Below are 14,171 nucleotides of genomic sequence, written 5' to 3' on the forward strand. Positions count from 1 at the left end.
CGGCGGGACTTGTTGACCGGTGGGCGGAATAATGTCCATCATCGCCCGATGTCCCGTTCCCGCACCCCGTCCGCCCCGCCACCAGACCGGCCCGTCGCCGACCATGCGCTTGGCCGGCTGCAGGCGCGTCTGGATGCGGCCCGCACCCCCGATGACAGGCCCCGCAATACCCGCGTCACGCGTGAGGCAGGCCGCGCCTTCACCTGTTCAGCCGAACAGTGCGTGATGGACCTCATGACACTCGATCACGCGGGCCTTGTCGAACACAGCGCCGATGTACTGGCCCACCTGCTGGAAATCTGGGCCGCGGAAGGGGTCGAGCCCGAGGATGTATGGATCGAACTTGACCGCCGTACCCGCATGGGCAACCTGCTGCTGGCGCTGAATATGGCCGAACGCACGTCCGTCTCCACCGCCGCGCGCCGGCGGCCATGGAAGATCCGCACCACCAAGCTGCCCTGATCGCCCGCGCGGGCCGGGAATCGCGCGGGGCCATTTTTGGCCTATGCGTTGCGGCATGCCGGTGGCATAAGCTGGCCACAGGCGGAACAGCAGGAAATGTCTTGATATATGGACCAGGTCCATGCCTGTTACCTGCCGGCGGGTCATCCCCCGGTCCGGCACGCATGAACTGGATTGACGCAACAGGCATCGCCATTGTCGCCCTGTCGGCTCTGGTCGGTGCAGTCCGCGGCTTTTCACGCGAAGTCCTGGGGCTTGCCGCCTGGGTCATGGCCATCATCATGGCCGTGGCATGGTACGGGGCGCTCATGCCTTATGCCACGCAGTGGATCAGCAATCACACGCTGGCGTCCCTTGCGTCCTTCGCCGTCCTGTTCCTTGTCCTTCTTGTCATTTTCACCACGACTGCCCATCTGTCGGGTCGGGCGGTGCAGGGATCGATCCTGTCGGGAATCGACCGTGCGCTGGGCCTGATATTCGGGCTGGCGCGCGGGTATGTCTGTCTGGTGCTGCTATATGCGGGCATTACCGCCCTTGTTCCCGCAGCCGAATGGCCCGATGTCATGCGATCGAGCCGTATCGTTCCCCTTGTTGGCGACAGCATGACGTACCTGAACGCCTATACGCCCGATAACTTTCATGCGCACCTTGCGCAACCCGCCGGGACGCGGCATGACGCGCCCATCTGAACCTTCTGTCGGTACCCTCCGCCCCCGTCCGTCAAGGAAAGATCGCTGACCATGTCCCGTCCCTGCTTCCATGCTGTTTCCGGCAATCCGACAACACAGCACGAACGCGATGATATCGCCGCCCAGTGGCGGCATGATGATGACAAGCCGCATGAAGAATGCGGGGTTTTTGGCGTATGGAACACCAAGGATGCCGCCGCCCTGACGGCGCTGGGGCTGCATGCCCTGCAGCATCGCGGGCAGGAAGCCTCCGGCATCGTGTCCTATGATGGCGAACGCTTCCATACTCACAAGGGACTTGGGCTGGTTGGCGACGTGTTTGGCGATGCCCGCGTCATGGCGACACTGCCGGGGCACTGCGCCGTGGGCCACAACCGGTACGCCACAACCGGGGCCACACTGATCCGTAACGTGCAGCCGCTGTTTGCCGATTTTGAATTCGGTGGCCTGGCGGTGGCCCATAACGGCAACCTGACCAATGCCGAAACCCTGCGCAAGGCACTGGTGCGACGGGGATGCATCTTCCAGTCCACCACGGACAGCGAGGTATTCATCCACCTGATCGCCATATCGCTGTATTCCAACGTGGTGGACCGGCTGATTGACGCGCTCAAGCAGGTGCTGGGCGCGTATTCCCTGATCGTGCTGTCACGCAATGAACTGATTGGCGTACGCGACCCGCTGGGCGTGCGTCCGCTTATCCTTGGTCGCCTGCGCGAAGAAGATGGCTCGGACGGCAAATGGGTTCTGGCCAGTGAGACCTGTGCGCTGGACATTGTCGGCGCGGAGTTCGTGCGCGACGTGGAACCGGGCGAAATCGTGATCATCAATGATGATGGCATCCGTTCCCTCAAGCCGTTCGACAGCAAGCAGTCGCGCTTCTGCGTGTTCGAATACATCTATTTCGCCCGGCCCGATTCCGTCATGGATGGCAAGGCCGTCTATGACACCCGCAAGCAGATTGGCGTGGAACTGGCCCGCGAAAGCGCAGTGGACGCAGACGTGATCGTGCCAGTGCCCGATTCCGGCGTGCCGTCGGCCATGGGGTTCGCAGCCGAAAGCGGCATCCCGTTCGAACTGGGCATCATCCGCAACCATTATGTGGGCCGGACCTTTATCGAGCCGACTGACCAGATCCGCAATCTGGGCGTGAAGATGAAACATTCCACCAACCGCCCCGTGCTGGATGGCAAGCGCGTGGTGCTGGTCGATGACTCCATCGTGCGCGGCACCACATCGCGCAAGATCGTGGACATGGTCCGCGCGGCAGGCGCCAGGGAAGTGCATATGCGCATTTCCTCCCCGCCGACCACACATTCATGTTTCTATGGCATCGATACGCCCGAACGCAGCCAGCTTCTTGCCGCCCAGCACAATATCGAGGAAATGGCCAAGCTGATCGGCGTGGACAGCCTTGCCTTCATTTCCTTTGACGGGCTGTACCGCGCGCTGGGCTACAAGGACCGCAAGAGCGCGGCCAACCGCTACTGCGATGCCTGCTTTACCGGCGACTATCCGATTGAACTGGTGGATTACGAGGCCGAACACCACCCCGAACCTGCATGACGGGTTCCGTGACCGATCTGACCGGACGGGTCGCCCTGATTACCGGCGCCAGCCGGGGGATCGGGCGCGCGGTCGCCGTGGCGCTGGCGCAGGCGGGTGCGCAGTGCATCCTGACCGCGCGCGCGCAGGGTGGGCTGGAACACACGGATGACCTGATCCGCCAGCACACCGGGCAGAACGCTACCCTACTGCCACTTGACCTGCTGGACGGGGAAAAGCTGGACACGCTGGGCCCGTCCATTGCGGCCCGGATCGGCAGGCTGGACTGCGTGGTCCATTGCGCAGGGGAACTCGGCCTGCTTTCTCCCCTCTCCCACATGCAGCCCGGAGACTGGGAACGGGGGCTGCAGGCCGGTCCCCTGACCACGTGGCGGCTGATCCGCACGCTGGGTCCCCTGCTGGAGCACAGCCCGGCCGGACGCGCCGTCTTTCTGACCGACCACCATGCGCAGGTGCCGGAGCCGTTCTGGGGACTGGTGGCAGCAACGCGCGCAGCACAGGACGCCATTGTACGGACATGGGTACGTGAACTGCCACAGGGCAGCCCGCTGCGCATCAACCTGTTTGAACCCGGCATGGTCGCGACCCGGCTGCGTCGGCTGGCCATGCCCGCGCTGGACCAGAAAAGCCTGACGCTGCCCGAAGCCATCGCACCCCGGATTGTCAGCCTGTGCCTGCCCGGTCCCCAGCCGCAGGGGGGCTGCATACATTTCGATGTGGAAACGTAAAAGATTGTCTCCAGATAAATATAATAAACGTTTTTGAGTGCCATCTTTTTTCACAGAAGGTGGCGATCGCGGAGCTTTTTGAAAAAAGCTTCACCAAAAAATTTTATTCTTTATGACCAGTAACGTCTTCTGAAACGGTCTTCAGGATAAAGAAGGGAAGCATGAGCAGGGCAACACCCGCCACGGCGGCACTGGAAAAAGCTGGCGTGGCCTTCACCGTCATTGAATATGACTATGATCCTGGCGCGGGACAGACTGGCAACCATGCCGCCGCATCGATCGGGGAAGATCCCGCACGCGTGTTCAAGACACTGATGGTCATGGTGGACGCACGCCCGGCCTGTGTCGTGGTGCCGGTCGCGGCGACGCTGAGCATGAAGAAAGTCGCTGCAGCCTTTGGCGGCAAGTCAGCCGAAATGATGCCACCGCCCACCGCCGAACGCAGCACGGGTTTCCGCGTGGGCGGGATCAGCCCGTTCGGGCAGCGTCGGCGCGTGCCGACAGCACTGGCGCAGGACGCGCTGGCACAGCCTTATGTGGTCATAAACGGGGGAAAACGTGGCTATCTGGTCCGGCTGTCGCCTGCCGACGCCGTGGCGGCGACAGACGCGATTACAGCCGACCTGCTGGCCTGATCCGGTCCGCTCACCCCTGCATATGCAGGGGCCTGTTGCGGGACGGGTTCATGCGTGGGTGATTATTCTCCACCACCATCAGAGGGCTGGAACGGCATGACCGGGTATTTGCCGCTCTTGGCGATTTCCTCAGGGTCTTCCGTGGGACCGGGCAGGTACACCGACGGCAGCGCCTGATTGAGGTAGGTCACGACCTGATCGCTGATATCCAGGCTGTTGTCATGCAGGGCGGCGGTGCCAGCCTGCAGCACCATGGTCATGCCGCGCGCGGAGGCGATGGCGCTGACGATCTGCTGCATTTCACGCTGCACCTGGTTCAGGGCAACCTGCGCGTCTTCTTCCAGAATCCGGTTACGGTTGCCAAACTTGGTGCGGTCGGCGTTCACGCGCTTCTGCAGCTCCTGCTGCTGTTCCGGCGTGGGTGCCTTGCCTGCCTTGATGATGGACTGGCGCACGGCCTGAAGCTGCGCATCCTCGGCGCGCACGTCGCGCACCAGCGCCTCGCGGCGGGCGCCCAGTTCGGTCTGCAGTTTCTGCACGGCGGTGGACTGCGCCATGATCTGCTGGGTGTTGAAAATGCCGATGACAGGCGCGGCAGGCTTCGTGCCCGCGGGCAGCGGCTTGAATTCAGGCACGGGCGGCATGGGCAGTATGGGTGCCTGCTGCTGACCGCCACCAGCGTCCTGCGCCATGGCAAGGACAGGGGTCAGGGCAAGTGCCGCCCCACAAAGTGCGCCACACAGCCGCGCGTATCCGGTCCGGGCCATAGTGCTGCTGCGCATACCTGTCATTATCCGATCCATTATTGTTCCGCTATCGTGGTTTCTGCGTAGCGGATCGTATGTCGAAAGAACATACCCGCACAGGCAAAAAAACGCATTTTCACCGAAATGCCCGCCGCATCACCCTACAGCCGCCAGATCAGCGGCGTATGGGACAGGAAAATCAGGCACAGCCCGCCAAGGAACAGGACACGGAACCCCCGGTTGGCCCCTTTTTCCAACAGTTCGTCACGGGTGACAATCTGCATGAAGGAATCGGATATGCCGCCCCGTGCCTCTTCCGGCAGGGCGGCCAGTCTGCCGCGCCATTCATTACGGTGTCGTGCCTGTTCGGTATGGGAAATGTTGGCCCGGCGGTACAGGCCGTCCACATAATCGTCCAGATCCTCGATCCGGAACATCACCCCGTTCTTGCTGCGCATGGCGGCGTGGGGGCCTGCGTTCACAAGACGCAGGCTACGCAGCCGCAGCAGCGTGATACCGACATATTCCGCGGCCTCGCGCAGCGACAGCATGCGCTTGAGGGGGAACATGTGTACCGTAGCCTGCGGGTCACCTATGCTGCCGGATGAAGGGGGAAGGCTCATGGAAGGTGAGGGTCAACCATCCATCCGGACCAAGTCAATCGGAATATGGTTTCCGCCTGCCCACGCGCGGCATATGACCCATGCAGCATATGCGGCCGGGCCGCTAGCGGCAGACCCGGCGGCTGCCGTCAGCGGCGATATAGGTGCCGGTCTGCGCATCGAAACACGCATTGGCGGCGCAGCTGCTGGCGGTGGGGGTGATATCGGGGTGAACGGCGGCCCCTATGGCATTCGCCTCCCGCGCGGCATGGCCACACAGGGGCGTATCCGCTGGCGCGGAGGGATCATTTGTCAGGACGACACCCTGTGGTGGCGCACCTTCCTCCCCCGTCAGGCCGGGAGCGAAATCCTGCGGGGGGATACGCCCCGACGACGCCGGAGCCACGGCGGGGCGCGACGCGGTCCGGGGCGCACCGTGTCCCGCGCATCCCGCCAGCAGCACGACCGCGCCCATAGCGCACAACCACGGCGAAAGTGTCCTGTTACGTGCGTGTATATGCATTACAGATCCAAATGCCCCTGTTCCGTTTCCCCCGATCTTAGGGGACGGGCCGCAACCTTGCCATCGGCGAAGGTCATGGTCACCTGTGTCGCCCGCCGGGCCTGTGCCGCATGCGCCAGAGGCCGGCCCGCCCTGTCGGTCACCAGCACATAGCCGCGTTCCAGCACGGCCTGCGGGGACAGCGAATCCAGCTGTCCCCCCGCCCCGGCAAGGCGGCTGGTGCTGGCGCGCAGCTGTGACACCAGAATGGCGGGCGGCACGCGCAGGCCGCGCAGCGTGGACACCCGGCGGTGCAGGAAACCTGCCATGGCCTGCTGGCTAGCCGCGTCAATGCGTGCAAGATCCGCACGGCGCAGGGCAAGGACCATCTGCGGGGCGGGCAGCCGGTCGGATGCGTTGCGCAGGCGACTGCGTAACTGCTCCATACGGGTCGGCAGTGCCAGATCCAGCCGGTAGGCGCGATCATCCAGCCGCCGCCGGGCATTTTCAACCACGGCGGGCAGGTCAGGCAGCCCCGCCGCCGCCCGGTCCAGCCGCGCGCGCGCCAGCTGCAGCGTACGCTCAAGGCCACCACGCAGGCGTGCGTCACGCTGCGCGAGGCCCGCCTCCAGCTCGGCCCGTACAGGTACAGCCATTTCAGCCGCCGCCGTGGGCGTGGGTGCCCGGCGGTCGGACACGAAATCGATCAGTGTCGTATCCGTTTCATGCCCCACGGCGGAAATCACCGGAATGCGGCATGCCGCCACCGCGCGCAGCACGGCTTCATCATTGAAGGCCATCAGGTCCTCAAGCGATCCGCCACCGCGCGCGACAATCAGCACATCGGGGCGCGGCACGCCACCATGGCCTTCAATCGCATCGAATCCCGCAACCGCCTGTGCAATCCGTTCGGCCGCGCCCTCCCCCTGCACCGGCACCGGCCAGACGAGGACCGGATGGGGGAACCGGCGGGCAATGGTGGTGCGGATGTCATGCAGCACCGCCCCCTGCGCCGACGTGACCACCCCGATCACGCGCGGCAGGAAGGGCAATGGCCGCTTGCGCTCCGCATCGAACAGGCCGTCCGCCGCAAGGCGCAGACGCAGGCGCTCAATCCGGGCCAGCAGCGCGCCTTCGCCCGCATATTCCAGCCGGTCGATCACCATCTGGTAGGAAGATCGTTCGCCGTAGGATGAAATCTTGCCCATGGCGATGACTTCAACACCGTTTTCGGGTTTCAGCCCCAGCCGGGACACCGTGCCCCGCCATACGACGGAGGACAGCTTGCCCCCTTCATCCTTGAGTGAGAAATACAGGTGACCGGACGGATAGCGCTTGAATTCCGTGATTTCGCCACGCACGCGAATGCGGCCAAATGTGCCTTCAAGCACCCGGCGGATGGCCCCTGAAATCTCGGCAACCGAAAATTCCGGGGTATTGCCGCCCATGGTGCGACCGGAGTCGGGAAACTGTTCATCCATTCGCGCAAGGTATGATAGAGACGGCCACCCCGAAAGGGCCGAGATGAAAAACGGGAGAAACAGAGTAATGCGGGTGCTGCTGATTGGATCAGGCGGACGTGAACATGCCATGGCCGCTGCCATTGCGCGGTCGCCATTGCTTGACGCCCTGTTCATTGCGCCGGGCAATCCCGGCACCGCCGTCCTGGGCACGAACTGCGCCGTGCGCGCTGATGACGTGCCAGGACTGATCGCACTGGCGCGGCAGGAAGGCATCGACCTGGTCATACCCGGCCCCGAAGCCCCGCTGGTGGCAGGTATTGCCGATGCGTGCGCGAAGGCGGGCATTCCCTGCGCCGGCCCCACGCAGGCCGCCGCCGCACTGGAGGGCAGCAAGACCTTCACCAAGGAAGTGTGCGATGCGGCAGGCATCCCCACCGCGCGATGGGAACGCTTTGACGCTGCCGGTCCCGCGCTGGACTATGTCCGCCGGCATGGGGCACCCGTGGTGGTGAAAGCCGACGGCCTTGCGGCAGGCAAGGGCGTGGTGGTGGCGCAGACCGTGGCTGAAGCCGAACAGGCCATTACCGACATGATGACCGACGGCACGCTGGGACAGGCGGGCCAGAGCGTGGTGATCGAGGACTGCCTGATGGGCGACGAGGTATCCCTGTTCGCGTTCTGCGCGGGGGAAACCGCCGTGCTGATTGGCGCGGCACAGGACCACAAGCGCATTGGCGATGGCGATACCGGCCCCAATACCGGCGGGATGGGCGCGGTCTCCCCCCCCACCGGTTTTGACCGTGAACAGCAGGAAGCCGCCCTGGACCTGCTGGTACGGCCCATGCTGCGCGAAATGGTGCGTCGGGGCACGCCGTTCACCGGCATCATTTTCGCGGGCCTCATGCTGACCGCAACCGGCCCGCAGCTGATCGAATATAATGTCCGCCTTGGGGATCCGGAAGCGCAGGCCCTGCTGATCCGGCTCGAAAGCGACCTGCTGGCCGCCCTTGCCGCCGTGGCAAAGGGGCAACTGGATCAGACAGATATCCGTTTTGCCAACCAGTCCTCCGTAAGCGTGGTCATGGCCGCGCGCGGCTATCCCGGCACGCCGGTAACGGGCGGGGTGATCCGCGATATCGCGACCGCCGAAGCCATGCCGGGGGTGCATGTATTCCAGGCGCGCACGAAACGGAATGCAGCGGACGAACTGGTTGCCGCGGGCGGGCGCGTGCTTGCGGTCTGCGCGACGGGCGACACACTGCAGCAGGCCCGTGACCGCGCGTATGATGCGGTCAGGGTCATTGACTGGCCCGATGGCATCTACCGCCATGACATCGGCCAGCGCGCGCTGCTGGCGGAAGGATGACGGACCTGTCCTGCGGCATCCCCCCTGCAATGGGCGACTATTGATACCCCTGCTGCAGGGTCATATAACGTTTCACTATCAAAACCATAATTTCCTTCCCGTCTGAAAAGCCGCTGCCATGCCCCCCCGATCGACCCCTGTCCTGACCGAAGGCGAAGGCCTGCATGGTGCGGCCCGCGTCCGGGCGGTCAGCGCCGTGGCGCTGTCGGTACTGCTGGCGCTGCTGGATTACGCCATCGCCAACGTGGCCCTGCCCACCATCGCGCAGGACATCCATGTTTCCCCGGCTTCGGCGGTATGGATCGTCAATTCCTACCAGCTGGCCAGCGTGGTCTCGCTGCTGCCCATGGCGGCCCTGGGCTCGCGCATCGGTTTTGCGCGGCTGTGCCAGATCGGGCTGGCGCTGCTGACGGTGGCGTCACTGTTCTGCGCGCTGTCCCATTCGCTGCTCATGCTGTCGCTGGCGCGGGCGGTGCAGGGCGTGGGGGGCGCATGTATCATGAGCGTCAGCATCGCGCTGATCCGCTTCATCTATCCCCATGCCATACTGGGTCGCGGCATCGCCCTGAATGGCGTGATGGTGGCGCTGGGCGTAGGGGGTGGCCCGACGGTCGCCTCCATCATCCTGACGGTCGCGTCATGGCCATGGCTGTTCCTGATCAACATTCCGCTGGGGGTGACAGCCCTTGTGCTGGCGCTGGTTTCGCTGCCGCGCACGCCTGTCAGCGCGGGAACATTCGACGGGATCAGCGCCCTGCTGAACGTGCTGACCTTTGGCGCGCTGATCATGGCGGGGGATTCGGTGGCGCATCACGCGGGCATGGCGCAGGTCATCTTACTGCTGCTGGCCGGGATCGGCGCGGGCTGGCTGCTGGTGCGCCGACAGCGCGGGCGCGAACACCCCATGTTTCCTGTGGACATGCTACGTATCCCGGCCTTCCGCACCGGGACGCTGGTGGGATTCGTGGGCTTCGTATCCTCCAACCTGTTCATGATCTCCTTCCCGTTCACGCTGCAGTCCATGTTCCATTATCCCCCGTCCATCGTGGGATTGCTGATGACGCCGTGGCCGGTTGGCATCATGGCAGTCTCCCCCGTCATCAGCCGGCTGGCGGACCGCATTCCGGCCGCCATCCTGTCATCGGTGGGACTGTTCATCACCTCAATGGGGTTTCTGCTGCTTTATAACCTGCCACCACATCCGGGCTGGTTCGACATCGCATGGCGCATCACGATCGCGGGGATGGGGTTCGGGATTTTCCAGCCGCCCAACAACCGCATCATGATGGTAACGGCCCCGCCGGGGCGTTCAGGCAGCGCGTCGGGCATGGTGCAGATCGCGCGGCAGTGCGGGCAGGCCACCGGGGCCATGTTCGTGGCCATGGCCTTTGGCCTGATCACGCATGATGCGGAGCGCAGCTGCCTGGGCTTCGGGTCGATTGTCGCCTTTATCGGCATGCTGTGCAGCGCCGCGCGCCTGCTGAACCGCCGCACTGCCTGAAGGACGGCAGATACAGGAACGGGCAAAGGTTCCGGATATTGCCCTGCCCCAGATAAAGACAGCGTTATCTGAAGCTTTCCGGACAGAGCGTCACCAGAAATTTCTTTATGGTCCTCAGGCTTTCATGGCGTGCGTTCGTCCACCACGCTTTCCACATCCGGCGCGCTTTTCCCTACGATCAGGTTCATCAGCACGCCCGACAGGATGCACAGCAGCACACCATTACCCAGTAACAGCCGCGCCAGCCCGCTTATATGCGTAAACAGGTCCGGGCACGCCATTGGCAATACGCCCAGCCCGATGGAAACAGCCGCAATCAGGCCATTCCGTGTCCCTTCAAACCGGACATGCAGCAGTTCGCGTATGCCGCCAATGGTGGTCATGCCGAACATGACCAGACCACATCCCCCCAGAACCGGCGGTGGCAGGGCGGCAATCAACGCGCCAAGCTTGGGAAACAGTCCCAGCCCGATCATGACCACCCCTGCCGCCGCCACGACAAAACGGCTGCGGATATCGGTTATGGCGATCAGGCCGGTATTCTGCGTAAAGGCATTATAGGGAAAGCTGTTGAACAACCCGCCCAGCATGGTGGACAGGCCATCGGCCCGTAAGGCGCCGGCAATGGTGGCGTCGGTAATCGGCACATCGACCACGCGGCCAATCGCCAAGCAGTTACCGGTCGTTTCCGCCACGATGATAACCATGCTGAGCAACATGATCATGATCGGCATGAAATGAAATTCCGGCATGCCGAACGCAAACGGCGTGCTGATGGCAAACCATGGCGCATCGGCAACCACGCCATAATGGCCCATGCCGCACAGCGCAGCGAGAATACTGCCCGCAATCAGCCCGATCAGAACACTGATATTGGCCACAAACCCCCTGCCCCATGCCTGCACCCCCACGGTAATAAGGATGGTTGCGAACGCCAGGGTCAGGTTTGCGATGCTGCCAAAATCGGGTGCGCCAGGCGTACCGCCGCCAATCCACCGCCCCGCCACCGGCACCAGCGTCAGGCCGATGATGGTAATCAGGCACCCGATCACCACCGGCGGGAAAAACCGCATGAGCCGCGCCATGAACGGCGCCAGCACCACCATGGCCAGCCCCGCGCCAATGACCGCGCCAAATACCGACGGCACGCCGTACATCTGCCCGATCAGCAGCATGGATGCCAGCATGGCAAAGGACGACCCCTGCACGATTGGCAGGCGGGAGCCGAATTTCCATACCCCGATACTCTGTATGATCGTGGCGATGCCCGAGGTCATCAGCCCGCAGTTGATCAGCAGGATGGTCTGCACGGGTGACAGGTGCATGGCCGCGGCAAAAACCAGCGGCACGGCAACCGTGCCCGCGTACATGACCAGCGCATGCTGGAGGCCAAAGGCGAACAGCATGCCCGCAGGCAGCATTTCATCAACCGGGTGTGTCGGGTCTGTTTTCACAATCATACGGTTTCCAGCGGCAGCGCGCCCTGTCTGCCTTTCTGTCAGCGGCCCTGTGCCATCCGGCCATGCTGAAGTCATGACGGAAACTGGGTGTTCCGCCTCTCCGTTGACTTATGGAATACAGATACGCGGACAAAGCTTAAAAAATGCAACATGCTGTTCATCTAACTGCCTGTTGCACGTTCCGATGACCACCCGCCGGCCCGGAACCCGCATAAAACACTCATTCCGCCGTAATATTCGATCTGCCTGCCCCGATGCAGGCGGGAAAGTGATCGGGAACAATGCGGGCCCTGTGGCTTTCATGCCACATGGTGCCATTCCCTAATGCCCTGAAAACGGAAATTTTTCCGGGTCACGGCGAACATAAAAAAACGGCCCTTCCCATAAGGAAAGGGCCGCCGTGCTGTCTGGCAGGATACCGTCAGGAAACTGACAGGGTTACTGCGCATCCATGAACTGGTCGCTACCCATGATACCAAGCTTGCTTACACCCAGGCGCTGCGCATCCGCCAGAACCCGTGCCACGACCTTGTAGCTGGCCAGACGGTCTGGGTGGATATGCATTTCCGGCTGTACCGGCTGGGCGGCTGCATCCCTGAAACGGGCCTGCAGGTCCGCATCGCTGGCGACGGGTTCGCCATTCCACGTGATGGTGTTGTCAAAATCGATCGCCACCGTGTCCACAACCGGGTCCGGTGCGGAAGACGGCGGGGGATTGCCCTGCGGCAGGTCGATCGAAACTGAATGCGTCTGAAGCGGAATGGTGATGATCAGCATGATCAACAGCACCAGCATGACGTCAATCAGGGGCGTGGTATTGATATCGACAATACCTTCGTCCTCTGTCGTGCTGTCTGAGCCGATATTCATGCCCATGGTCTACTCTCCCGAAATTGGCCGGGGCACACAGGCCCCGGCCGGGAATGGATATCAGCCGTGCGGCTGCTCGGTAATGAAGTCGATGTGGACGATACCAGCCTGCTGGCAGGCTGCAATCACCTTGCCCACACCTTCGTATTTTGCCGCCTGGTCACCACGGATCTGGATCTGTGGCTGCGGGTTTTCCGCCGCCACGTGTTCCAGATGGGACTCCAGATCGGCATAGCTGGTCAGAGGCGTCTCGTTCCAGTAAGCCTGACCCTCCGGGGTCACTGCGATGACGATGTTGTTCATCATCGTCCGGGTGGGCTGGTTGGCATCCATGGGGAGGCTAACCTTGATGGTATGTGTCGCGACGGGGATGGTGATCAGGAAGATGATCAGCAGCACCAGCATGACATCGACAAGCGGTGTGGTGTTGATGGCGGACACCACCTCGTCTTCATCGCTGCCACCTCCAACTTGCATACCCATGATCAGGCCACCCGGTTATCGATAGTCGTCGTGGTCGGGGAGTTGTCCGGATGGACGGTGATTTCCGCACCATGGCGATAACCACCCATCAGGATCGACTGCACGTCAGCGGCGAAGTTGCGGATCTTGTCCATCGCACCCTTGTTACGGCGCACCAGCAGATTGTAGCCCAGAACCGCAGGCACGGCGGTGCCCAGGCCGATGGCGGTCATGATCAGCGATTCACCAACCGGACCGGCAACCTTGTCGATCGAGGCCTGGCCCGCGATGCCAATGGCGGTCAGCGCGTGATAGATGCCCCACACGGTCCCGAACAGACCCACGAACGGAGAGGTCGACCCCACGGTGCCGAGGAAGGCAAGGCCGCCCTGCAGCTTGGTCTGGATCACGTCAACCGAACGCTGGATGGACATGGTGGTCCAGGAATGCAGGTCGATGGATTCCTGCATCGTGCCTTCGTGGTGTTCAGCAGCCTTCACGCCGGTATCGGCAATGTAGCGGAACGGGGAGTTCGCGGGCAGGGCGGCAGCACCGTCCTTGATGGAACCCTTGGTCCAGAAATCGGTCATGACCTGCTTGGCAGCGTTCATGACACGCGCCTGCTCAAAGAACTTGGTGATCATGATGTACCATGTGCCAAGCGACATGAAGACCATGATCAGCAGGACGCCACGGGCAATGAAGTCACCATTGGCCCACAGCGCGCCCAGGCCATACGGGTTACCCTCGGGTGCCTTGGGGGCATCGGCCGGGGGGGCTGCATCGGCGGCGGGCGCCGGGGCTGCGGGTTCTGCCGGGGCGGCAGGGGCCGCATCAGCAGCCGGTGCGGCATCGGTCGGGGTGGATGCCTGCGGGGCCGGGGCATCCGTGCCGGGGGCCGGGGTGGCGGCAGCGCCGCTGCCATCGGTTGCGGGGACGGAAACCGCCGGTGCCGTGGCCGCATCGCTAGCGGCCGGGGCGGCGTCCTGTGCCAGCGCGGCGAGCGGGGAAGCCGCGCACAGCATGGCAGCGAAAGCAGCCGAGGCAACAAGAGTGTGTTTACGATGCAGTCTGATCATTTAACCAAAATCCTCTGGAGCAGGATGTTTTTTTCCGAGG

15 protein-coding genes are annotated in these 14,171 nt (G+C 63.2%); 7 read left to right on the top strand and 8 right to left on the bottom strand.

Annotated elements, in window-relative coordinates:
* The first annotated feature begins 48 nt into the window (after positions 1–48).
* The 5 genes from HNO79_RS02185 to ybaK all read left to right on the top strand — a co-directional run bounded on the left by HNO79_RS02185 (position 49) and on the right by ybaK (position 4,080).
* Positions 49–462 carry a phosphoribosyl-ATP pyrophosphatase gene (locus HNO79_RS02185; protein WP_048855498.1) on the top strand — a complete coding sequence of 138 codons (414 nt, stop codon included), beginning with the start codon at positions 49–51 and terminating at the stop codon, positions 460–462.
* A gap of 164 nt (positions 463–626) precedes the next feature.
* On the top strand, positions 627–1,151 hold the full coding sequence (locus tag HNO79_RS02190) for a CvpA family protein (protein ID WP_010514174.1): 525 nt from the start codon (positions 627–629) through the stop codon (positions 1,149–1,151).
* Positions 1,152–1,202: 51 nt separating this feature from the next.
* Positions 1,203–2,717, top strand: coding sequence for an amidophosphoribosyltransferase (gene purF / locus HNO79_RS02195; protein ID WP_214165375.1), 1,515 nt, complete (start codon positions 1,203–1,205; stop codon positions 2,715–2,717).
* Positions 2,714–3,445 (top strand): SDR family NAD(P)-dependent oxidoreductase, encoded by a 732-nt coding sequence (locus tag HNO79_RS02200; RefSeq protein WP_214165376.1) that lies wholly within the window; start codon positions 2,714–2,716, stop codon positions 3,443–3,445. Before purF ends, HNO79_RS02200 begins: the two co-directional genes overlap by 4 nt.
* 161 nt (positions 3,446–3,606) lie before the next feature.
* Entirely contained in the window at positions 3,607–4,080 is a 474-nt protein-coding gene (gene ybaK, locus HNO79_RS02205; RefSeq protein WP_010514178.1) for a Cys-tRNA(Pro) deacylase, read from the top strand.
* 62 nt (positions 4,081–4,142) lie between these two features.
* On the opposite strand, the gene HNO79_RS02210 is transcribed toward ybaK, so the two are convergent.
* The 4 genes from HNO79_RS02210 to xseA all read right to left on the bottom strand — a co-directional run bounded on the left by HNO79_RS02210 (position 4,143) and on the right by xseA (position 7,411).
* Positions 4,143–4,862 (bottom strand): OmpH family outer membrane protein, encoded by a 720-nt coding sequence (locus HNO79_RS02210; protein WP_010514179.1) that lies wholly within the window; start codon positions 4,860–4,862, stop codon positions 4,143–4,145.
* 125 nt (positions 4,863–4,987) lie between these two features.
* Positions 4,988–5,395 carry a hypothetical protein gene (locus tag HNO79_RS02215; protein ID WP_042658828.1) on the bottom strand — a complete coding sequence of 136 codons (408 nt, stop codon included), beginning with the start codon at positions 5,393–5,395 and terminating at the stop codon, positions 4,988–4,990.
* A 157-nt stretch (positions 5,396–5,552) separates the two neighbouring features.
* Positions 5,553–5,903: a BA14K family protein gene (locus tag HNO79_RS02220; RefSeq protein WP_048855495.1), complete on the bottom strand. Its 351-nt coding sequence runs from the start codon at positions 5,901–5,903 to the stop codon at positions 5,553–5,555.
* Between the two features lie 47 nt (positions 5,904–5,950).
* The gene (xseA, locus tag HNO79_RS02225) at positions 5,951–7,411 is read right to left on the bottom strand and encodes an exodeoxyribonuclease VII large subunit (protein WP_214165377.1); all 1,461 of its coding nucleotides are present in this window, start codon (positions 7,409–7,411) and stop codon (positions 5,951–5,953) included.
* A 67-nt stretch (positions 7,412–7,478) separates the two neighbouring features.
* Between xseA and purD the strand changes: the two genes are divergently transcribed.
* Positions 7,479–8,759 carry a phosphoribosylamine--glycine ligase gene (gene purD / locus HNO79_RS02230; protein WP_214165378.1) on the top strand — a complete coding sequence of 427 codons (1,281 nt, stop codon included), beginning with the start codon at positions 7,479–7,481 and terminating at the stop codon, positions 8,757–8,759.
* A gap of 118 nt (positions 8,760–8,877) precedes the next feature.
* Positions 8,878–10,260, top strand: coding sequence for an MFS transporter (locus tag HNO79_RS02235; protein WP_010514184.1), 1,383 nt, complete (start codon positions 8,878–8,880; stop codon positions 10,258–10,260).
* 122 nt (positions 10,261–10,382) lie between these two features.
* Here HNO79_RS02235 and HNO79_RS02240 read toward each other — a convergent pair whose 3' ends face one another.
* The 4 genes from HNO79_RS02240 to HNO79_RS02255 all read right to left on the bottom strand — a co-directional run bounded on the left by HNO79_RS02240 (position 10,383) and on the right by HNO79_RS02255 (position 14,131).
* On the bottom strand, positions 10,383–11,681 hold the full coding sequence (locus HNO79_RS02240) for a solute carrier family 23 protein (protein WP_214165399.1): 1,299 nt from the start codon (positions 11,679–11,681) through the stop codon (positions 10,383–10,385).
* Positions 11,682–12,158: 477 nt separating this feature from the next.
* Positions 12,159–12,596 carry an ExbD/TolR family protein gene (locus HNO79_RS02245; RefSeq protein WP_010514186.1) on the bottom strand — a complete coding sequence of 146 codons (438 nt, stop codon included), beginning with the start codon at positions 12,594–12,596 and terminating at the stop codon, positions 12,159–12,161.
* A 54-nt stretch (positions 12,597–12,650) separates the two neighbouring features.
* Positions 12,651–13,073 (bottom strand): ExbD/TolR family protein, encoded by a 423-nt coding sequence (locus HNO79_RS02250; protein ID WP_010514187.1) that lies wholly within the window; start codon positions 13,071–13,073, stop codon positions 12,651–12,653.
* Between the two features lie 2 nt (positions 13,074–13,075).
* Positions 13,076–14,131: a MotA/TolQ/ExbB proton channel family protein gene (locus HNO79_RS02255; RefSeq protein WP_214165379.1), complete on the bottom strand. Its 1,056-nt coding sequence runs from the start codon at positions 14,129–14,131 to the stop codon at positions 13,076–13,078.
* Positions 14,132–14,171 lie beyond the last annotated feature (40 nt).

Source organism: Komagataeibacter oboediens (assembly GCF_018491655.1).
GTDB lineage: Bacteria > Pseudomonadota > Alphaproteobacteria > Acetobacterales > Acetobacteraceae > Komagataeibacter > Komagataeibacter oboediens.